The following is a 21,220-nucleotide window of genomic DNA, read 5'->3' as shown; positions in this document are numbered from 1 at the left end:
ATTGTTAGCATGAAATTATCAGTCATAATATTATCATATACCACTACAGAAGGATTGTTTGAAATGACTTCTAATTGTATTAATTCTCTAATTGCATCTGAAAACTCTCTTCAAATTGAGGTGATTTTAGTAGAATCAAATAAAGATTATTTTAATTCAGGATTTGTATATCCAGAATATGTAAAAGTTATTGTTCCGGAATCAGACTTTAATTTTCATAAGTTTCTTAATATTGGTGTAAAAGAATCAAAAGGTGATTTTGTTGCTTTATGTAATAATGATTTAATTTTTTATGAAAATTGGTTTAGTAAAATTTTAGAAGTACATAAAAATAATTCTCATATCGAATCATTTTCGCCAAGCGGTAAAATAAACGACTTCGATTTTGTAAACCAATTTGAGCTGGGATATAAGGTAAGAACACATGTTTTAGGATGGTGTTTAGTTACAACTAAAAAAGTTATAGAAAGAATTGGTTATCTTGACGAGACATTTAATCTTGGCTATGCAGATAATGACTATGCGATGACTTTAAAAAAATATAATATTAAGCATGCTTTGATTAATTCTTCTAAAGTAGAACACCTTGAAAGAGAAAAATCAAAAAAAAATCGAGAGGGACTAAATGTTGGATTTAAAAAACTTAGAGAAAGCGTTGATTTAGATTTAAATAAACTACCAAATTATGTACTTACGGAAGCTAATAGATATCTTTTAGAAGACAAAAAAGTTTTGGACGATTATATAAAGTTTCATAATAAATGGGGCAGTCCATCTTTGTTGTATAAGAAAAATAGAATAGCGGATCTTTGTATAAAATTTCATTTAGGATTTTTTAATAGAATAATTTTATAATGAAAATTCTTTTTGTCTCCATGCCCTCTATTCATGCCATTCGATGGATAGAAAATTTAAAAGATACAAATTATGAATTGTATTGGTTTGATGTTTTGGGAAAAGGAAAACTGGAAACTTTCAATTCTCTACATCAGTTTTATGGATGGGAAAAAAGAAAATTGCCTTATATAAAAGGAGAATATTTTTTAAGTAAAAAATATCCTGATTTATATGAAAAAATTCGTCCCTATCTTGAGGTGACTGCAAATGAAGTTCTAGAAAAAATAATTTTAGAGATACAGCCAAACATAGTTCATAGTTTTGAAATGCAGAATTGTTCCTATCCGATTTTGAAAACAATGCAAAAATTTCCAAAAGTGAAATGGCTTTATTCTTGCTGGGGTAACGATCTGTTTTATTTTAGTAATTTTAAAGAACACAAATCAAAAATTAAGAATGTGCTAAAGAGAGTAGATTTTTTGCATACAGATTGTAAAAGGGATTTCGATTTGGCTAAAAAACTAAATTTCTCAGGAAAGTTTTTAGGTGTAATTCCTGGAGGAACAGGATACAAATTAGAAGAATTGGCTTCTTTTAAGTTGCCCATTTCTGAGAGAAAAATTATTTTAGTCAAAGGATATGAGCATAGTTTTGGTCGAGGTTTAAATGTTGTAAAAGCACTTCACTCTATATCAGAAGAAATTAAAAATTATAAAGTAATTGTTTTTGGATCACACGATAAAATAATTGATTATATAGAAAGTAATAATTTAGATTTTACTTTTTTTGGAAGACATGATCTCTCTCATAGTGAATTAATTCGCCTGATGGGAAAATCTTTCATTTACATTGGAAACAGTATTTCAGATGGAATGCCAAATACACTTTTGGAAGCTCTTGTAATGGGGACATTTCCTATTCAGTCTAATCCTGGTGGGGTTACCGAAGAAATAATCAGAGATGGTGAAAATGGATTTTTAATTCATAACCCTGAATCAGTATCAGAAATTAAAGAAATTATCTTAAACGGGCTTTCAAATTTAAAGCTCATAGAAGCCGCAGCGATTACAAATGAAAAAATAGCAGCAGAAAAACTAGGCTATTTAAGTAATAAATTAAAGGTATTGGAGATGTATAAAACAATTTTGCAATGCGAATAGGCTTTAATCCGAATAAAGATCAGCAAAATGATAATTTGGTTTATTTTCATCAAATTATAATTCCTGTTTATATTCCCAATCAAGAAAGCTATTTTAAAAACAGTTTAGCTATTCTGAAATTATGTTTAGAATCGTTATTTCTAACAGTTCATAAAAAGACTTTTATAACTATTGTTAATAATGGAAGCTGTGCGGAAGTAAAAAACTATTTGCAAGAATTGTATTTAAATGAAAAAATACATGAACTTTTAGACACCACAAATATTGGTAAGTTAAATGCTATTTTAAAAGGTGTTGTAGGTCATAATTTTCCGTTAATTACAATTACAGATTCAGATGTTTTATTTCTAAATGGATGGCAAGACGCAACATATTCTGTTTTTAATAATTTTCAGAAAGCAGGTATTGTTTGCCCGACGCCTTCATCACGTTCTTTAAGAACTTTTACATCCAATATTTATTGGGATAAAATTTTATCCAAAGATCTTTCTTTTTCAAAAGTTAAAAATCCTTTAGCATTAAAAAACTTTGCAAATAGTATAGGAAGCCCCGATTTTTATAATAAAGCTCATTTAGAAAAATATTTTACGATTTCTAATAAGAATGAAAAAGCTGTTGTAGGAGCTGGACATTTTGCGGGAACTTATAGAGGAATAATTTTTAATGATTTAAAAATTAAATATTCAAATTATAAATTAGGCGGAGACAGTGAAAGTAAAATTTTAGATATTCCTGTAGTTCAAAATGATCTATGGCGCTTGTCTACTTCAGATAATTACGCTTACCACATGGGTAATGTCATGGAGGATTGGATGAAAGAGGAGGTTTCTAAATTAGAACTAAATCAAATAGAAAGTGATTTTGTCCTTAAACCTATAAAATTAGGTTCTAAATGGACTTATTTTGTCAAAAGTAAATTCTTTGGTAAAATTATATTGAATAAAAAAGTTATGAAATATTTCATTCGCTATAAGGGACTTTCAAAAGATGAAGCCGAAAATTATTTAAAATAATTGGACTAAAACCAAAGACTATTCTTTATAAACATACTTAAAAGCATTATGAACAAATATTCTTTATCTATTATAACTATCAACCGCAATAACGCTGAAGGGTTAAAAAAAACAATTCAGAGTGTTGTTTGTCAGTTGTATAAAGAATTTGAATTTATTGTAATAGATGGAGCAAGTACAGATGAAAGCAAACAAATCATCATTGATCATGAAAAACATATTTCATATTGGGTAAGTGAAAAAGATAAAGGCATTTATAATGCGATGAATAAAGGCATCTCTAAAGCTACAGGAGACTTTGTTTTATTTTTGAATAGTGGAGACTCTTTATTAGAAGATAAAGATATACTTGAAAAAGTAGTTTTAAATTTGCAAAAAACGGCTGTTTATTACGCACCAATATATTTGGAAAATAATGAAACAACAAAGCATTTGGTAGAATATCCAAAAAGGATAGATGAGAAGTTTGCATTTACAAACACATTATGCCAACAAGCTATAATTTATCATTCTTCAGTCTTTCATAATAATTTTTTTGATGAGAGCTTAAAATTTATTTCAGATTGGAAAATGCATTTTTCTTTGTTTAAGAATAAGATAGAATTTATTCATTTCAATGTTCCTTTTGCACTTTATGATATTAATGGGCTTACGAGTAAAGGAGAAACAAAATATAATGCACACCGAGAGAGATTAAAAACACAATTTTTAGAATTTACATTTTATTTTTTCAAATATTATGGCACAAATAAGAGAGTGTTTTTAAGATTGCTAAAGATGGTTCTTAAAATAAAATAGATTTTATATACTTGTAAAATTGTAACGAAGCAATAATTGAAATGATTACCATTTTATATACTTATCGAAATAGAAATCTAGAGCGAATAAAACGTTCCTTAGATTCATTGAAAAAACAATCAAATCAAAATTTCGAGGTATTATTTATTGATTATGGTTCTGAGCAGGATTTAGCACTTAAGGTAAAAGAATTGATTGCTAATTATAATTTTGCAAAATATCAATACTTATTTACCCAATATCAACCCTGGAATAAATCTAAAGCGCTCAATTATGCTGTAAAAACAATTAATACAGATTTTTGTTTCAATGCTGATGTTGATATGATTTTTCATCCAGAATTTACAGCTGTACTTGAAAAAAATAAAGATATAAATAAGTTGATTTATTTTCAAGTTGGCTTTTTGTCAGAAGAAGAAAGTACGAAGGATTTGAATTTCGACGACTATAAAATAAAATTTTTGACTAATGAAGAGGCGACTGGAATGACACTTTTTCCTGTTCAAAAGTTAAGAGATATTAAGGGATTTGATGAATTCTTCCATTTTTGGGGATCTGAAGATACTGATATTCACAATCGGTTGAAAAAACTGGGATGTGAAATTGAATTCTATAAGTCAAAATTATTAATGCTTCATCAGTGGCATAAAAATTACAGACAAAGAGAAACTCAAAAACTTAATTTAGAATTACAATTATCTCGTGTTGTAGAGCTTAACAGTATTCATTTAAAATATAATGCCGAAAATGAAAAAGTAATTGTTAACTCTCAAAAGTGGGGCGAACTTATTTCAGAATCTGATTTTATAGAATTAGAAACTTTTAAAGATGAAGTGATTTTAAAAAATGAATCGGATGTCATTGATCATTTTTTATTTGTTCAACTTCCAAATTTTCAAAATGGGATATTATCGGTACGATTTATTCAAGATGATTTTCAATCAACATTAAAATATAAAATAAAAAAAGCAACAGGGAAAAAAGTCCCTAATTATTATAGTTTAAAAGAAATAAATGATAAAGTTTTATTACATATAATTTCTTTTTATCATACTCATCCATATTTCTATAAGATCAGTAAAGATTTAAAAAGCATCACTTTCAGAATAAAAAAATAAATAAAATTTAATTTTCTTATTTTTACTCAAATCTCACTATAAATGCCTCAAGTAATTCTGATTTCTCAAGTTCCATTACCTTATTCTCAAATCGGGAGCTGGACGACATTGTATCAAAATTACTTGGCTGATAATCATCAAATTGATTATATAGTTTGTGAGAAACCAGAATACTTTTTTCCTGAAGTAAAGTACTGTATTGTTGAAAATACGAACTTTCTGAAAATTCAAAAAAAAATTTCGAAAAACAATTATTTAGGATATTTCAAAGAACTCAAGAAAATCCTTGAAAGTGAAGATAAATTCATCATTCAAATTCTTGACAATTTTGGTATCGTAAAACCTCTTATCGGGTTTTTAGAAAAAATTGGAAAAAGAGATAAATGCTATCTTCAGTTTTTTTATCATGGTTTTCCGCCCTTTTATGAAAATTTTTATGGACGATGGTTTTTTGAAAGTATTGATGAAATGGTTTTATTAACCCATGATTCGTATAAAGTTCATAAACAACAGTACACGATTCTTCCAACTAAGTTTTCAGTCTTACATAACGGAATTGATACTTCTAAATTCTATAGAATAACGACTGGGGAAAAAGAAAATTTAAAGAGACAATTACAAATTACAAACAGAAAAGTATTTATTTGGTGCTCGCAAGATCGCCCAAAAAAAGGGTTAGATTTGCTATTAAATGTTTGGAAGAGAATAAATGAAAAAGATAAAGAAGCTATTCTTTTAGTAATTGGTACAGATAGGAAAACTAAAATAGAAGGTGTTTCTTTTTTAGGCAGAATTCCAAATAACGAATTGCCAAAATATTATCAAATTGCAGATTGTTATTTATTTCCAACATTGTGCCATGAAGGTTTTGGTTTGAGTTTAGTTGAAGCTTTACATTGTGGTTGTTATTGCATTGCCTCTGCAAATGGAGGAGTTCCAGAAGTTTTACAATATGGAAAATTAGGCAAACTGATTGAAAATCCGAATTTTGTAGAAGAATGGGAGAATGCTATTTTAGAATTTTTAGCAAATAATGAAAATCCTTCTGTTTCTTTTCCAGAAGATCTCTACTCATCCAAGAAATGGAATTTGGGCATGAATAAAATTATAGAAAGTGCTAAAAAATGTATAGAGTAATAAATAAAAATGCTTTTTTAAAATGAATCATATTTTAATTATTGGACTTGGTTCTATTGGCAAAAGACATTTAAGAAATCTTATTTATTTAGGAGAAAAGAATATTAGCATAGTTAGTACTTCTGAAAATATTCCTCTAGAGTTTAAGAGTTTTGCAATATATGCAAATACGGAAAAAGCGCTGAAAGAAAATACGTTTTCGCATGCTTTTATTTGTACTCCGACTTCAAATCACATTTCAGATTTAATTCTTTTATTAAAGCACTACGTTGCGAATATTTATTTAGAAAAACCTATCAGTAACAACTTAAATAATATAGAACAAGTTGGCCATTTATTGGAGAATTCTAAAAAAATTGTAGTTGGATATGATTTGCATTTTGATCCAGGATTAATGAAAATAAAGGAATTAATTTGCGAAGAAAAATTCGGAAAAATATTTTCAATTAATGCTTTGGTCGGACAATATCTTCCAGATTGGAGACCAGAACAAGATTATAAACAAAGCATGAGTGCTAAAATCGAAAAAGGTGGCGGAGTAATGCTAGATCTGGTTCATGAATTTGATTATCTAAGATGGTTAATTGGCAATCCAGCGACTGTTGCTTGTTTTTTTCAGAATAATCCAAATTTAGAAATAGAAACAGAAGATGTTGCAGATGTGCTCATACAATTTGAAAATAACTCGACGGCTACAATTCACTTAGATTATCATCAAAAAGAATTGGTTAGAAATTGCATGATTACCTGCGAAAAAGGAACACTTTTTTGGGATTTAGCAAAGTCTGAAGTTAAAATAGTGGGGCATAATCAAGAAACAGAAATTTTTTCTTACGCTGGTTTCGAAAGAAATCAACGCTATGTTGATAGTGTTCAAGCTTTTATGAACGATGCTGATTTTGATTATAGGCTAACAACTTTTAAAGAAGCTTTAATCAGTTTAAAAATGGTAATCGCGGCCAAAGACTCTTCAATAAACAAACAATTTATTTCAATAAACTAAGAAATGATATTAGGAACAATATGTTGCAGAGGAGGATCTAAAGGTGTTTTAGGAAAAAACATCAAACCGCTTAAAGGTATTCCTTTAATAGTTTACACTATTAATGCGGCAAGGAAAAGCAAATATCTCAATGATTTAGTGGTTTCTTCTGATAGCGATGATATTTTGAATATTGCAAAAGAAAATGGTATAGAAAATACTCTAGTCCGACCTCAAGAATTAGCCACAGACACTGCAAGTAAATGGCCAGTTTTTATTAATGCCGTTGAAGAATATGAAAGGATTTCAGGAAAAAAAGTCAGCTATATTGTAGATATGGATGTTACGGTACCTTTGAAAACGACTGAAGATATTGACAAAGCCATTGAACTAGCATTGCAATCGCCAGAAATTGATGTGGTTATAACGGGTTATGAACCTGAACGAAATCCATATTTTAATATGATGGAAATTAAAGAATCAGGTTTTGCAGAGATGGTGAAAAAAACAGCTCAACCGATTGTTAGACGTCAAGACGCTCCTAAAGTATTTAGCTTAACACCAGCAGCTTATGTAATAAAAAAAGAAGCGTTATATAATTATCAACATTGGAGTGAAGCAAGGTGCATGATAAGTGAAATGCCTAGAGAAAGAGCTGTTGATATTGATACAGAATTAGATTTTAAATTAATAGAGTTTTTACTAAATGAAAAATAATTTATTTGATTTAACCGGTAAAGTTGCGCTCGTAACAGGAGGAGCGGGCTTGCTTGCCACAGAGCACGCACTTGCTTTAAGCGAATACGGCGCAAAAGTGATTTTGGCCGATATTAACTTGGATAGAGCAAAAGAAATAACAGCACTTTTAAAAGAGCAAGATTGTGAAATTGATTTTATAAAATGCGATGTTACTTCAAGAGAGAGTTGGGGAGAAGCTTTAAATTTTATTTTAAATAAATATCAAAAAGTAGATATATTAATAAATAATGCTGGATTTACAAATCAGAGCAAATCTAAAAATTTTGATGCATCATTCGAAAATTTTCCTCTAGAAGACTGGAATGCCATTATGAATGTTAATTTAACAGGAGCTTTTTTGGGCTGTCAGGTAGTGGGAAGCCAAATGTTAAAGCAAAAATCAGGTTCTATAATTAATATTGCTTCACTTTACGGAGTTGTAAGTCCGAATCACAATATATATCCTGAAACAGGAATTTCTCAGCCCGTTGCATATAGTGTTAGTAAACACGGAGTAATAGCGTTAACTAAATATTTGGCAACGCTTTGGGCAAAAGAAGGTGTTAGGGTAAATAGTTTGACACCAGGAGGAATTTGGAACGGTCATGATGGATTGTTTTTGGAACGATTTAAAAAATTAAATCCAATTGGAAGGATGAGTGATAAATCGGAACTTCGCGGAGGAATAGTTTATCTGGCAAGCGAATCCAGTAGTCATGTTGTGGGGCACAATTTGATTATTGATGGAGGATGGACAGCCTGGTAATTTTTAAAAATAAATAAAAGAATATAATATAGAATAAAAGTTTTTTATGAATCCATATATCGAAATAGCAGGTCGCAAAATAGGTCAAGATTATCCTCCATTAGTAATTGCCGAAATTGGAATTAATCACGAAGGTTCGCTTCAAGTTGCAAAAGAAATGGTAGACGCTGCACAAAGAGCTGGTGTTGAGGTGGTAAAACATCAAACGCATATTGTTGAGGATGAAATGACAGGTGCTGCAAAAAAAGTAATTCCTGGAAATGCAGACGTTTCGATTTATGAAATTATGGAACGTTGTTCTTTAAATGAAGAAGAAGAGTTAGAACTTAAAAATTATGTAGAAAGCAAAGGCATGATTTTTATTTCAACACCTTTTTCTCGAGCTGCAGCTGATAGGTTAAAAAAGTTCGATATTCCAGCCTACAAAATCGGATCTGGAGAATGTAATAATTACCCTCTTTTAGAACATATTGCTTCTTTTGGAAAACCTGTAATTTTAAGTACAGGAATGAATACGATTGAAAGTATTCAAAAAGCAGTGGCTGTTTTTGATAAATATAATGTTCCTGTAGCTTTATTGCATACAACAAACTTGTATCCAACTCCAATTCATTTAGTTCGTTTTGGAGCTATGGTCGAATTGAATCAAGCTTTTCCAAATAAAGTTTTTGGCTTAAGTGATCATACTTTAAATAACAATGCCTGTTTGGGAGCTGTTGCTTTAGGTGCAAGCATTTTAGAAAGACATTTCACAGATCATATGCAGCGTACAGGTCCAGATATTGTGTGCAGTATGGATGAAAATGCTTGTCGTGAATTAATCATTTCAAGTGCTGAAATTGCTCAAATGCGCGGCGGAACAAAAAAACCAGCAGTTGAAGAACAGGTAACAATTGATTTTGCTTTTGCAACAGTTTGTTCTATTGCTCCAATTAAGAAAGGTGAAATCTTTACCAAAGAAAATATCTGGGTAAAACGCCCTGGCACTGGAAAAATTTTAGCAGAAAGCTTTAATGATATAATTGGTAAAACAGCAACCAGAGATATTCTGAATGACGAACAATTAATTTGGGAAGATATTCAATAAAAAAATATTGATGAAGAAAATCCTTTTTTTAACTGGCACAAGAGCCGATTTCGGAAAAATAAAATCATTAATCTCAATTCTTGAAAAACAAAGAGAATTTGAGGTTTTTGTTTTTGTTACAGGTATGCATTTACAAGAAGAATATGGCTATACCTTAATAGAAATTGAGCGCTGTAATTTTAAAAATATTCACACTTTTGTGAATCATACTCACGAAACTACAATGGATTTGACACTGGCCAAAACTATTGAAGGTTTCTCTGCTTATTGCAATACCGTAAAACCAGATATGATTGTAGTACATGGAGATCGTCTAGAAACTCTTGCAGGTGCTATTGTAGGATCACTAAATAATATTTTGGTAACTCATATTGAAGGGGGTGAAGTGTCTGGAACTGTAGACGAATTGATAAGACATAGCGTAAGCAAATTAAGTCATATTCATTTTGTCTCGAATGAAGAAGCAGCAAAAAGATTGATTCAGATGGGTGAGGTAAAAGAATCTGTATTTAAAATTGGTTCGCCAGATATAGATATTATGTTTTCCGATCAACTCCCAGATTTGAATACCGTTAAGGAATATTATAAAATTCCTTTCGAAAACTTTTCTATAGTGATGTTTCATCCTGTTACTACAGAGATTCAGAATATGAAACAGTATGCAGAAAACTTTGTAAATGCTTTACTAAATGACAATCACAATTATATTGTTATTTATCCAAACAATGATTTAGGAAGTCGATTTGTTTTAGATAGTTACGAAAGATTAAAATTGAATGACCGATTTAGAGTTTTCCCTTCCCTTCGATTTGAATATTTTCTAACACTCTTAAAAAATAGTCAATTCATTATAGGAAACAGTAGCGCAGGAATTCGTGAAGCTCCGTATTATGGTATTCCAATTATAAACATTGGGACAAGACAGCAAAATAGAGCAATTCATGCAGATATTATAAACGTAGATTATTCTGAAAAAGAAATAACAGAATCACTTTCTATTATAGATTCTCATAAAGTGCAAAAATCTGATGATGATTTTGGGCAAGGAAATAGTGCAGAATTATTTCTTAATTGTCTGCAGAAATCGGATATTTGGCAGCTCAATCATCAAAAACAATTCAGAGACAGTAATGCCTAAAAAAAAAATATTTATTTTACTGCCAGACGGAGTAGGGCTCCGAAATTTTGCGTTTTCTAATTTTTATAAAATAGGAATAGAAAAGAAATTTGATATTACTTATTGGAATAATACTCCATTTGATCTTACTAGTTTAGGTTTTAATGAAATTAAAATCAAAAATGCCAGATCATATCCTTTAACGGAGGGTTATAAAAATGCCCGAAAACATATAGAACTCAATCTAAATATTAAAAAAGAAAACGATTCTTCTTACGATAATTATAGATTTCCGTTTTCATATAGAACATTAAAAATCGCAGTAAAAAGCTATTTGACCAGATTTTTAATTACGATCTATAATTCAGAAAAAGGATTAAAAAAAGTTAGAGAGCGAGTGGTAAATAACGAGAAAAAAACAGATTTTTTTTCGCAATGTATCAAGACTCTTCAAAACAACAAACCCGATTTCGTTTTCTGTACAAATCAAAGGCCGTTATTAGCAATCGCACCAATTTTGGCTGCACAAGAGCTTAAAATACCAACAGGAACTTTCATTTTTTCTTGGGATAATCTGCCAAAAGCAACAATGGTTATTGAAACAGATTATTATTTTGTTTGGAGTGAACATATGAAAACAGAGCTTCAAAAATATTATTCTTATATAAAAGAAAATCAGATTTTTGTTGTTGGAACGCCTCAGTTTGAATGTCATTTTGATCAAGAAAGCATTATTGATAAAAATCAGTTTTTCAATAAATATGATTTGGATCTGAATAAAAAATACATCTGTTATTCTGGGGATGATTTTGTTACTTGTCCAGATGATCCTCAATATTTATCTGACACAGCAGATGCTCTTAGAAAACTGAACGAAGAAGAGAATAGTTCATTAGGAATCATATTCAGGCGTTGTCCAGTAGATTTTTCTAGTCGTTACGACGATGTTCTGCAAAAAAACAAAGATCTTATTACCTCTATTGATCCAATATGGGAAAAAATAGGTGAAGATTGGGACACTATTTTGCCTACTAAAGAAGATGTGAAATTACTATCCAACACTATTTTTCATTCTGAAATGGTTGTAAATCTAGGATCATCAATGGTCTTTGATTATGCTTGTTTTAAAAAGCCTTGTGCTTATTTAAACTACGATGTTGCAGATAAAATTCAAGTAGATTGGTCGGTTTCAAAAATTTATAATTATATTCATTTTCGTTCTATGCCAAATAAAAATGCAGTTATTTGGTTAAACTCTTCAGATGAAATTGCAGATAAAATAAAATTGGCATTAAAACAATCTGATGAAACAATCGAAAATGCACAAAAATGGTTCAAAATTATTAATCAGCATCCGGCTCAAGATTCTTCGAAAAGAATTTGGGAAACAATAATGAAAATTTTACACTAACTAAGAAAAAAATAGAATATTAATGTTTTTCAATTCTATAGCTTTTGCCATTTTTCTACCAATAGTTTTTTTTCTTTATTGGTTTGTTTTCAACAAAAATAAAAACACTCAAAATGCTTTATTAATTGTTGCAAGTTATTATTTCTATTCTTGTTGGGATTGGAGGTTTTTATTCTTGTTAGTCTTTTCTACATTTTTAGACTATTTTACAGGAATTCAAATTGAAAAAAGTGAATCAAATAGTAAAAGGAAATTCTGGTTTTGGCTAAGCATATCGGTCAATTTGGGATTTTTAGGAGTTTTTAAATATTATGATTTCTTTGCAGTTTCATTTGCACAAATGTTCACCTCTTTCGGGTTTAAAGTAAGTCCGTTATTGCTCAATGTCATTTTGCCAGTCGGAATTTCATTCTACACTTTTCATGGTTTATCGTATGTAATCGATATTTATTATAAAAGAATAAAAGCAGAAAATAATTTTATTGATTACTCTTTATTTGTGAGTTACTTTCCGTTATTGGTTGCTGGTCCAATTGAGAGAGCGACACATTTATTGCCACAAGTAAAAATAAAACGTGAATTTAATTTAGAGAAAGCAAAAGAAGGATTTTTGCAGATTATTTGGGGATTATTTAAAAAAGTAGTGATAGCAGATAATTGTGCTGTTTACGCTAACAATATCTTTGATAATTATACATCTATGGATTCGGTTTCTCTCATAATGGGATCTGTATATTTTGCTTTTCAAATTTATGGAGACTTTTCAGGATATTCAGATATAGCTTTAGGTGTATCTAAATTATTCGGCATTGATTTATTAAAGAACTTCAATTATCCATACTTTTCTAGAGATATTGCAGAATTCTGGCGTCGTTGGCATATTTCGTTATCTTCTTGGTTTCGAGATTATGTTTACATTCCCTTAGGCGGAAGTAAAGGCTCTAAAATTATTCAAATAAGAAATGTTTTTATTATTTTTCTATTAAGTGGATTTTGGCATGGAGCAAATTGGACTTATATAGTTTGGGGAGCAATAAATGCTTTTTATTTTTTACCGCTACTTTTAATAAAAATCAACCGAAATAATATTGAAGAAAAGTCTATTTCATTTAGTTTTTCTTCTTTAAAAATGATTTGCAGTATACTATTTACTTTTGGTCTTACTTGTATTGCTTGGATCTTTTTTAGATCCGATAGTATAAATATGGCGTCTGAATATATTAAAAGAATTACGTTTTTTACCTTTAATCTGGATGGTTTAAAAGAACAGATAAGTTATATCATTTTAATTATTCTTCCTTATTTAATTTTACTTGAGTGGAATAACAGAAAAAAAGAATGCCCTTTATTTGATAGATATTCAGGAATTAAAACCATCATAACATTAGTATTTATTTTGTTATTTGGACAATTTGATGTTCAGAGTAAATTCATTTATTTTCAGTTTTAAATATTTTTATTTGCATGAAATTTTTTCTCAAATATATTTTCGGAATTATAAGCATGACTTTTATTGTTTCCTTCGGAATTCAATTTTTGGCAGATTATGGTTTGCGAAATCTTAAAAATACTCAGTATAATGATTGGGAAAATATTATTAAAGGAAAAATAAATAGTGACATTATTATTAATGGATCTTCTCGCGGATTTTTTGGTTACAATTCTCAAATTTTAGAAGAAAAATTAAAAGCAGATTGTTTCAATATCAGTTTTAATGCAGGATGCTATAAATTGCAGCAATATAAATTTGATATGTACATTAAAAGAAATAAAAAACCTAAAATCGTTATACAAAATATAGATTTAGCGCATTTTGGAGAGAATACAGAAATTCCAGAAATAGCACAGTTTTATCCTTTCTTGTATGATGAAGATATTAATTGGTTAGTAGATAAATATGAAAATAAATTTAATCTATTTAAGATTATGCCATTATTGAAATACAACCAAAGTTTTAAGATGCTTGAAGAAGGAATAGTGGCTAATTTTTCAAATTCGACAAAAAAAAATGCGACAACATTTAAAGGCTATTGTCCGCAAGACCGAATTTTTAAAATAGATTATCATAACTTAAAAAAGATGCCAGAAACTAAAGTAAAATCAAAAAATGAAAGAGAAATAGATCTTTTGCACAAAATGGTTTCTTTTTATTTTTCGAGGTTAGATAAAGATTCAAAACTTATATTTGTCTGGATGCCTGAATATAAAATGAGATTAAGCAAAAGCTATGATCTGAAAAGACAAACAATAGTTGAGGAGTTATATTTGATTCAAAAAAAATATAAAAACTTCACCTTCATTGATATGGCTTACGACGATATATCAAATCATAGTCAATACTATTATGATACATTTCACTTAAATGAAACTGGTGCAAGTTTGTTTTCAAAAAAAGTTTCGGTGAAAATTAATGAACAATTAAATTAATTTATGTTTTTCAACTCTTTGGCTTTTGCCATTTTTTTACCAATCGTTTTTTTTCTTTATTGGTTCGTTTTCAACAAAAATAAAAACAGTCAAAATGCTTTATTGATTGTTGCAAGTTATTATTTCTATTCTTGTTGGGATTGGAGATTTCTTTTTCTATTGGTTTTTTCTACATTTTTAGATTATTTCACCGGAATACAAATTGAGAAAAGCGATTCTGATAAAAAGCGAAAATTTTGGTTTTGGCTTAGTATTTTGGTCAATTTAGGTTTTCTTGGAATCTTTAAATATTATAATTTCTTTGCAAGTTCATTTGCAGAGATGTTCACTTCTTTTGGGTTCAAAGTAAGTCCGTTTTTACTAAATGTTATTCTGCCGGTTGGAATTTCATTCTACACTTTTCATGGTTTATCTTATGTAATTGATATTTATTATAAAAGAATCAAAGCCGAATATAATTTTATTGATTACTCTTTGTTTGTGAGTTATTTTCCGCTTTTAGTGGCAGGACCAATCGAAAGAGCAACACATTTATTGCCTGAATTAAAAGTAAAACGTGAATTTAATTTAGAAAAAGCAAAAGAAGGCGTTTATCAAATTGTTTGGGGTTTGGTTAAAAAAGTGGTTATTGCCGATACTTGTGCGGTTTATGCAAATGCTATTTTTGATCATTATACTTCAATGAATTCTTTCTCGTTGATTTTGGGAGCCATTTACTTTGCTTTTCAGATTTACGGAGACTTTTCCGGATATTCGGATATTGCGCTTGGTGTCTCAAAATTGTTTGGTTTAGATTTATTGAGAAACTTCAATTATCCTTATTTTTCAAGAGATATTGCAGAGTTTTGGCGTCGTTGGCATATTTCGCTTTCTTCTTGGTTTAGAGATTATCTTTATATTCCTTTAGGCGGAAGTAAAGGCGGACTATGGATGAAAATCAGAAATACTTTTATCATCTTTATTGTCAGCGGATTTTGGCACGGAGCCAATTGGACTTATATCGTTTGGGGATTTATAAATGCCGTTTATTTTCTTCCATTATTATTGTCAAACAGTAATAGAAACAATTTAGATTCTTTTGTTTTAAAGTGGAATTTAGATTCTGTAAAAACCTTATTTAGTATTCTAACGACTTTTTTACTCACTTGCATTGCGTGGGTATTTTTTAGAGCAAGAACTATTACGGATGCATTTTTGTATTTAAAACGTATAGTAACAGATAAAAATTTTGGGTTTCAATATCTTGAAAACGAAAGATATAATTATGAATTACTATTTATGATTGGTTTGTTTGTTTTGGTAGAATGGAACAATCGAACAAAAGTAGAACCAATTTCAGGAAAAAGAAGTATGCTTAAAATGGCACTTGCTATTATGGCTATAATTGCTTTAGGAACTTACTCAGATTACAAAGAATTTATTTATTTCCAATTTTAATGAAAAAGTTTTTATTCTACATATTCAAAATTTTTCTCTTAACAGTTTTGGTTGCGTTAGTATTAGACGGCTTATATACCTATATTTTTATGCAATCTAAAAATCGTGGAAAAATTGAGCAGGTTGTAAACTCGCAAGAAAAAAAATATGATGTTGTTATTTTAGGATCTTCTAGAGCAAATAATCATTTTGTTTCTCAAATGTTTGAAGACAAAGGACTAAAAACATTTAATTACGGAATGAGCGGCGGACATTTGTTCGAAGCATCATTAATGTTAAAATTAATGATAGAAAGAAAATACGAAATTAAAAATGTAATTCTTGAAGCCGACTTGAATTTATCAAGCGAAAAAAAGGCAGAAGGAATAGGATCTCTGTTTATTCCTTTTATTCATAATTCTACAATTATAAAAGATCATTTTAAGGATGAAAGTGATTTTAACGAGCTGTATTATATTCCATTTTATAGATATATAAAATACGATGGAAAAATAGGTATAAGAGAAGTTTTTTTTAGTGCTATTCATAAGAAAACAAATGCTCAAGATAATTTGGGTTATTACCCATTAGAAAAGCACAAAAATGGCAATATGAAAAATAATATTGTCAATTTAAATCCGTTGCCTCACAATAAATATTATGAGGAAATTAAAAATATCTGTAAAAAAAACAATATTAATTTTATTGCAGTAATGACCCCAATGTGCGAGAATGTTACTGGAATGAATTACTTTGATAAAGTTAAAAAAGCTTACCCAGAGATATACAATTATGAAAATACAGTTATAGAAGACAAATATTTTTCGTCTTGCGGACACATGACTGATGCTGGAGCAAGAATTTTTACAGCAAAAATTATAAAAGATTTTTTTAATAAGTAAGATGAAAATAGCATTTCTAACACCAGAATATTCACACCCTAAAGTTGCGCATGCAGCAGGAATAGGCACGAGTATAAAAAATCTGGCGATTGCATTGCAAAAGCAAGGAAATGATATTACCGTTTTTGCTTACGGACAGTCTGTTCAGGAAATAGTAGATGATAATGGAGTTAAAATTCATCTTATTAAAAACAAAAAATATCCATTCTTTGGATGGTATTTACATAGAAAATACATTCAGAATTATTGCAATTCTGTTATAAAAAGAGAAAAGATCGAAATTCTTGAAGCTCCAGATTGGACAGGTATTACGGCTTTTATGAAATTCGAAGTGCCTTTAGTAATTCGTTTTCACGGAAGTGATACTTATTTCTGTCACTTAGAAAAACGGAAGCAAAAAAAGAAAAACTTTTGGTTCGAAAAATTGTCTTTGCAAAATGCAAATGCTTTTATTGCACCAACAGATTTTGCTGGAAAATTGACCAATTCACTTTTTAAAAATCAGAAAGTAAAAACCAAAGTCATTCCGAATGGTATAGATTTGACGCTATTTAAAAATGAATTCCCTCAAGAATATACTGAAAATTCATTGCTTTACTTTGGAACATTAATTAGAAAAAAAGGCGTTTTAGAATTGCCAGAAGTTTTTTCTCAAGTTCGAAAAACAATTCCGAATGCAAAATTGATTTTAATTGGAGGAGATTCTTTTGACATACAAACAGGATCAGATTCAACTTGGAAAATAATGCAAAATACTTTTGATATTGAAGATCTAAAAAATGTTTTCTATTTAGGGCAAATTCCGTATCAGGAAGTTCAAAAACATATTAAAGAGGCAAATGTTTGTGTGTTTCCAAGCTTTGCAGAAACATTAGGAATGGTTACTATAGAAGCAATGGCTTTGCAAAAAGCAGTTGTAAATACGAATATAGGATGGGCGCAAGAGTTAATTGAAGACAAAGAAAGCGGTTTTCTAGTTCATCCAACCAATCATGTTGAATACGCTAATCGAATTGTAGAACTTTTACAGCATAAAAATTTAGTTTTAGAAATTGGAAAAAAAGCAAGATTAAAAGTTGAAGATAAATTTGATATTCGGAAAATTGCAAAAGATAATATGACGTTTTATGCCGAAATTATAAATTCTAATTTGGTTAAATAATGATTGTAGTTTATCATCAAAATAATAAAATTGTTGAAGTTGATTTTGAAGGAAAAAACATTCCGTTTTCCTCAAAAAATATTGCGTCAAATTTATTTCAATTAGCCGAAAAATATCCTCAAGAGCTTATTGTTTGGTGTCTGTTGGATGTGAAAACAAATATGAATAAAGAGAAATTTCAAGAAATTTTTCATCATAAAAAAATCGCGGCATCTTACAATTTATCTACAAATCCTTTTTTGCCAGAAACAATTGGTTATATAGACGAGTCGCCAATGCTGAATGTGAAAGAAAAGGTTAGTTATCCAACTTGGAGGTTAAGCGGAGACATTGGCGGAATTTATTCGGAAGTTTTAAATGCTTTAAAAAATCAAGTTAAAAAAGATTCAAATTTTGATTACTTTTTGCATTCAATGGCAAAATTGGCTTCGCTAATCGGGCTTTTGTGTTATTCGGAACCATTATTAGTTAAAGATTCTTCTAAGAAGATTGAAACTAAAAAGAATAATAATTTTTTAATTTTCCGCTTTGTAAAACACCATTACAGAGCGCGTTGGACTTTGCTGTTGTTTCTAGATCTATTAGTCTACGAAAAGAAATTCGCCATATTTCCATTTATCTTCAGTCTTGGTTTCAAGACACGGTTTCTAAATGAAAATTCATTAGATAATATTAAAGTACGGTCAACTAAGAGAATAATCGATAAAAAAACAATCGATGTTATTATTCCAACAATTGGAAGAAAAACTTATTTATACGATGTTTTAAAAGATCTATCAAAACAGAGTCATTTGCCAGAGAATGTTATCATAGTTGAACAAAATCCCGATGTAAATGCTGTTTCAGAATTGGATTTTGTAACTAACGAAAACTGGCCTTTTACTATAAAACATACTTTTACGCATCAAACAGGAGCTTGTAATGCTAGAAATTTAGCTTTAGCTGAAGTTGCAAGCGAATGGGTTTTTTTAAATGATGACGATAATCGATTTGAATCTGATTTAATAGAGAAAACATTTGAAAACATTAAGAATTACGGATGTTCTGCAGTGCTAACATTTTATCCTATTTCTGGACAAAAATTAATTGAAAGAAAAGTGTGTCAAGCATCTATTTTTGGGTCAGGAAATAGCTTTTTTAAAGCCACCGCATTAGAAACTGTTAAGTTCAACAAAAGTTTAGAATTTGGTTATGGTGAAGATACAGAATTTGGACTTCAGCTGCGTAATGCGGGTTTTGATGTCATTTATTTTCCCGATCTTGTCATTAATCATTTAAGAGCTCCGATGGGAGGTTTTCGCACCAAACCGATTTTAGCATGGGAAGATGAAATCATTCAGCCTAAACCTTCTCCGACAATAATGTTTTTTAAATTAAATAACCTTACTTCACAGCAATTGATGGGGTATAAAACGGTACTTTTTATAAAGTTTTATAAAGTACAGCAAATAAAAAATCCAGTAAAATATTTTTTTAACTTTCAAAAGCAATGGAAAGCTAGTATTTTCTGGGCAGAAAAATTAAACTAAAAGAATGATAAAATCGATTTTCATCAGTTCTTCTTCTGAAAAACAAGTTTATATTTTTGATAATAATCAAAAGCATAAGCTGACAATCGATATGAGTAAAATACAATTTTCAGATTGTAATTCTTTCGATATTGAAATTGTATTTGAATTGCCAATTAGTGAGTTTCGAAATCACGATTATACTTGGGTAAATTGCAAACAAGAAAGAATTGCAAATGATTTTTGTCCTAAAATTCTAAAACTGCAAAACGGACAATTGGTTCAATCTAATATTGCTTCTGGAATTTGGGAAATAAATAAAAATAAACCTCATGTTTTGCTGTGGCGTTTTAATCCTGAATATTCGGCGCCATTAACCAATTATACTGGTTCGGCAAACATGAAAAAGATCGTCGCTGCAGATAGGAAACAATTTTTTTCAGAAAATCCGGCTCTTTTATTTCCATTAAGTGCTATTGAATTTAGCAGATCCAAATACCCGTTTACAGCAATTACATGTTTTACAGATCATTGTGATTTTGATACAGCAGATAATTTAGAAAAACAGAGAGGTTTTTTTAAAGAGAATGGTATTAAGGTTACAAAAGGTTTTTTTCTAAATCATTTTTCAAAACGTGCAGACAATGCGTCTTTTGAAAATGATAAAGAAGAGCTTTTAAAATGGGAGGAAGATGGACATGAATTATGTTATCATTCTCTTTCACAATCCATAAAAAGCGAAACAGAAAGTTTTGAAAATTTTGAAAAATTTACACCGCCATTAAAAGATTTAAAAGTTTGGATCGATCACGGTTTTCAGCCTTATAATTTTTCTCTTTTAAAGAAAAACAAACTGACAAATGAAAGGTTTGAGGAAATTTTAAATAATAAAAACATTAATGTCCTTTGGAATTATATTGATTCTGGAACTTCGTCAAAAGGAGTTATAAATCAATTAAATAATCAACATTTTACTTTGTCGAGTTTTCTAAGAGGAAATAAAGATTTAGGTTTAGTGAAGAAAATTCAGCTTATGATAAAGAATATTATTTTCCATTATTATAATGATGAAAATATGATTCTCAGATATCAGAATACAGCGGGAAATTTTAAGAAAATTGTCTTTCAGAAAAAATTTAAGGTCATTTTTCCTTTTCTAAAAAACACTTTTGATCTTGGGACATCAATTTTTTCAATAGTCTTTTCTTGGAATAGAGTTAAAAACAAACCTTACAAATTAGCCAAATATTCGCCAATTGTTTTTAAACATATCATTAACGAAAAAGAGGTTTATATCTTTCAAACATTAGAAATGCTCGATTTTCAGAAATCGCTTTCTAGTTCTAATATTGAGACTTTGATAAACGAAAAAGGAGTTTTTATTGCACACACTTATTTCTCGGTTCCGATGCATTATCATGTTGGAAAATTATTCTCAACTCCTGAAAAAATTAATGAAAAGGTTTTTGAAAATTTTAAGTTATTAGGGACAAAAATTCAAAATAAAGAAATCTGGAATCCGACGTTAAGTGAATTAGTTGAGTATTGGAAAATTTTTGAAACACTAGTGTTAAATATCGATAAGAATGGTAATTTATTTACAGAGAACTCGATTTTGCACTACAGAAAATTAAACTAAAA

Annotated in this window: 19 protein-coding genes; all 19 read left to right on the top strand. The window is 29.4% G+C overall.

The window, feature by feature from the left end:
- Positions 1–9: 9 nt before the first annotated feature.
- From NYQ10_RS01470 to NYQ10_RS01380, 19 genes are read left to right on the top strand one after another with little or no spacing between them, the layout of a single operon-like run.
- Positions 10–855 carry a glycosyltransferase family 2 protein gene (locus NYQ10_RS01470; protein WP_289878607.1) on the top strand — a complete coding sequence of 282 codons (846 nt, stop codon included), beginning with the start codon at positions 10–12 and terminating at the stop codon, positions 853–855.
- Positions 855–1,997, top strand: coding sequence for a glycosyltransferase (locus NYQ10_RS01465; protein ID WP_289878606.1), 1,143 nt, complete (start codon positions 855–857; stop codon positions 1,995–1,997). Before NYQ10_RS01470 ends, NYQ10_RS01465 begins: the two co-directional genes overlap by 1 nt.
- Entirely contained in the window at positions 1,988–3,010 is a 1,023-nt protein-coding gene (locus tag NYQ10_RS01460; protein ID WP_289878605.1) for a glycosyltransferase family 2 protein, read from the top strand. Before NYQ10_RS01465 ends, NYQ10_RS01460 begins: the two co-directional genes overlap by 10 nt.
- Before the next feature lie 48 nt (positions 3,011–3,058).
- The gene (locus tag NYQ10_RS01455; protein ID WP_289878604.1) at positions 3,059–3,808 is read left to right on the top strand and encodes a glycosyltransferase family 2 protein; all 750 of its coding nucleotides are present in this window, start codon (positions 3,059–3,061) and stop codon (positions 3,806–3,808) included.
- Positions 3,809–3,849: 41 nt separating this feature from the next.
- Entirely contained in the window at positions 3,850–4,926 is a 1,077-nt protein-coding gene (locus NYQ10_RS01450; protein WP_289878603.1) for a glycosyltransferase family 2 protein, read from the top strand.
- A gap of 42 nt (positions 4,927–4,968) precedes the next feature.
- Complete coding sequence (locus NYQ10_RS01445) at positions 4,969–6,063, top strand: glycosyltransferase family 4 protein (RefSeq protein WP_289878602.1); 1,095 nt, start codon at positions 4,969–4,971, stop codon at positions 6,061–6,063.
- Between the two features lie 22 nt (positions 6,064–6,085).
- The gene (locus tag NYQ10_RS01440) at positions 6,086–7,066 is read left to right on the top strand and encodes a Gfo/Idh/MocA family protein (RefSeq protein ID WP_289878601.1); all 981 of its coding nucleotides are present in this window, start codon (positions 6,086–6,088) and stop codon (positions 7,064–7,066) included.
- A gap of 3 nt (positions 7,067–7,069) precedes the next feature.
- Positions 7,070–7,762 carry a cytidylyltransferase domain-containing protein gene (locus NYQ10_RS01435; RefSeq protein WP_289878600.1) on the top strand — a complete coding sequence of 231 codons (693 nt, stop codon included), beginning with the start codon at positions 7,070–7,072 and terminating at the stop codon, positions 7,760–7,762.
- On the top strand, positions 7,752–8,549 hold the full coding sequence (locus NYQ10_RS01430; protein WP_289878599.1) for an SDR family oxidoreductase: 798 nt from the start codon (positions 7,752–7,754) through the stop codon (positions 8,547–8,549). The genes NYQ10_RS01435 and NYQ10_RS01430 overlap by 11 nt, the downstream gene beginning before the upstream one ends.
- A 46-nt stretch (positions 8,550–8,595) precedes the next feature.
- Positions 8,596–9,636, top strand: a complete 1,041-nt coding sequence (gene neuB / locus NYQ10_RS01425; RefSeq protein ID WP_289878598.1) for an N-acetylneuraminate synthase — start codon at positions 8,596–8,598, stop codon at positions 9,634–9,636.
- Between the two features lie 10 nt (positions 9,637–9,646).
- The gene (gene neuC, locus NYQ10_RS01420) at positions 9,647–10,774 is read left to right on the top strand and encodes a UDP-N-acetylglucosamine 2-epimerase (protein WP_289878597.1); all 1,128 of its coding nucleotides are present in this window, start codon (positions 9,647–9,649) and stop codon (positions 10,772–10,774) included.
- The gene (locus NYQ10_RS01415) at positions 10,767–12,164 is read left to right on the top strand and encodes a UDP-glycosyltransferase (RefSeq protein ID WP_289878596.1); all 1,398 of its coding nucleotides are present in this window, start codon (positions 10,767–10,769) and stop codon (positions 12,162–12,164) included. Before neuC ends, NYQ10_RS01415 begins: the two co-directional genes overlap by 8 nt.
- Positions 12,165–12,186: 22 nt before the next feature.
- Positions 12,187–13,614 (top strand): MBOAT family O-acyltransferase, encoded by a 1,428-nt coding sequence (locus NYQ10_RS01410; RefSeq protein WP_289878595.1) that lies wholly within the window; start codon positions 12,187–12,189, stop codon positions 13,612–13,614.
- Positions 13,615–13,628: 14 nt separating this feature from the next.
- Positions 13,629–14,591: a hypothetical protein gene (locus tag NYQ10_RS01405; protein ID WP_289878594.1), complete on the top strand. Its 963-nt coding sequence runs from the start codon at positions 13,629–13,631 to the stop codon at positions 14,589–14,591.
- Positions 14,592–14,594: 3 nt separating this feature from the next.
- Positions 14,595–16,028, top strand: coding sequence for an MBOAT family O-acyltransferase (locus NYQ10_RS01400; protein WP_289878593.1), 1,434 nt, complete (start codon positions 14,595–14,597; stop codon positions 16,026–16,028).
- Positions 16,028–16,909, top strand: a complete 882-nt coding sequence (locus tag NYQ10_RS01395) for a hypothetical protein (protein WP_289878592.1) — start codon at positions 16,028–16,030, stop codon at positions 16,907–16,909. The genes NYQ10_RS01400 and NYQ10_RS01395 overlap by 1 nt, the downstream gene beginning before the upstream one ends.
- 1 nt (position 16,910) lies before the next feature.
- A complete protein-coding gene (locus tag NYQ10_RS01390; RefSeq protein WP_289878591.1) occupies positions 16,911–18,071 on the top strand; it encodes a glycosyltransferase family 4 protein in 1,161 nt (386 codons plus the stop codon).
- Positions 18,071–19,600: a glycosyltransferase family 2 protein gene (locus NYQ10_RS01385; protein WP_289878590.1), complete on the top strand. Its 1,530-nt coding sequence runs from the start codon at positions 18,071–18,073 to the stop codon at positions 19,598–19,600. Before NYQ10_RS01390 ends, NYQ10_RS01385 begins: the two co-directional genes overlap by 1 nt.
- A gap of 4 nt (positions 19,601–19,604) precedes the next feature.
- Positions 19,605–21,218 carry a hypothetical protein gene (locus NYQ10_RS01380; protein WP_289878589.1) on the top strand — a complete coding sequence of 538 codons (1,614 nt, stop codon included), beginning with the start codon at positions 19,605–19,607 and terminating at the stop codon, positions 21,216–21,218.
- Positions 21,219–21,220 lie beyond the last annotated feature (2 nt).

It is taken from the genome of Flavobacterium johnsoniae, from assembly GCF_030388325.1.
GTDB classification, from domain to species: Bacteria; Bacteroidota; Bacteroidia; order Flavobacteriales; family Flavobacteriaceae; genus Flavobacterium; species Flavobacterium johnsoniae_C.
The sequence above is the reverse complement of the archived record's forward strand: the minus strand, read 5'-3'. Positions and strand labels throughout refer to the sequence as shown.

Bases quoted from the DNA above. Each gene is read 5' to 3' on its own strand.
- NYQ10_RS01470 (WP_289878607.1), top strand. From the start codon at position 10: ATGAAATTATCAGTCATAATATTATCATATACCACTACAGAAGGATTG.
- NYQ10_RS01465 (WP_289878606.1), top strand. From the start codon at position 855: ATGAAAATTCTTTTTGTCTCCATGCCCTCTATTCATGCCATTCGATGG.
- NYQ10_RS01460 (WP_289878605.1), top strand. From the start codon at position 1,988: ATGCGAATAGGCTTTAATCCGAATAAAGATCAGCAAAATGATAATTTG.
- NYQ10_RS01455 (WP_289878604.1), top strand. From the start codon at position 3,059: ATGAACAAATATTCTTTATCTATTATAACTATCAACCGCAATAACGCT.
- NYQ10_RS01450 (WP_289878603.1), top strand. From the start codon at position 3,850: ATGATTACCATTTTATATACTTATCGAAATAGAAATCTAGAGCGAATA.
- NYQ10_RS01445 (WP_289878602.1), top strand. From the start codon at position 4,969: ATGCCTCAAGTAATTCTGATTTCTCAAGTTCCATTACCTTATTCTCAA.
- NYQ10_RS01440 (WP_289878601.1), top strand. From the start codon at position 6,086: ATGAATCATATTTTAATTATTGGACTTGGTTCTATTGGCAAAAGACAT.
- NYQ10_RS01435 (WP_289878600.1), top strand. From the start codon at position 7,070: ATGATATTAGGAACAATATGTTGCAGAGGAGGATCTAAAGGTGTTTTA.
- NYQ10_RS01430 (WP_289878599.1), top strand. From the start codon at position 7,752: ATGAAAAATAATTTATTTGATTTAACCGGTAAAGTTGCGCTCGTAACA.
- neuB (WP_289878598.1), top strand. From the start codon at position 8,596: ATGAATCCATATATCGAAATAGCAGGTCGCAAAATAGGTCAAGATTAT.
- neuC (WP_289878597.1), top strand. From the start codon at position 9,647: ATGAAGAAAATCCTTTTTTTAACTGGCACAAGAGCCGATTTCGGAAAA.
- NYQ10_RS01415 (WP_289878596.1), top strand. From the start codon at position 10,767: ATGCCTAAAAAAAAAATATTTATTTTACTGCCAGACGGAGTAGGGCTC.
- NYQ10_RS01410 (WP_289878595.1), top strand. From the start codon at position 12,187: ATGTTTTTCAATTCTATAGCTTTTGCCATTTTTCTACCAATAGTTTTT.
- NYQ10_RS01405 (WP_289878594.1), top strand. From the start codon at position 13,629: ATGAAATTTTTTCTCAAATATATTTTCGGAATTATAAGCATGACTTTT.
- NYQ10_RS01400 (WP_289878593.1), top strand. From the start codon at position 14,595: ATGTTTTTCAACTCTTTGGCTTTTGCCATTTTTTTACCAATCGTTTTT.
- NYQ10_RS01395 (WP_289878592.1), top strand. From the start codon at position 16,028: ATGAAAAAGTTTTTATTCTACATATTCAAAATTTTTCTCTTAACAGTT.
- NYQ10_RS01390 (WP_289878591.1), top strand. From the start codon at position 16,911: ATGAAAATAGCATTTCTAACACCAGAATATTCACACCCTAAAGTTGCG.
- NYQ10_RS01385 (WP_289878590.1), top strand. From the start codon at position 18,071: ATGATTGTAGTTTATCATCAAAATAATAAAATTGTTGAAGTTGATTTT.
- NYQ10_RS01380 (WP_289878589.1), top strand. From the start codon at position 19,605: ATGATAAAATCGATTTTCATCAGTTCTTCTTCTGAAAAACAAGTTTAT.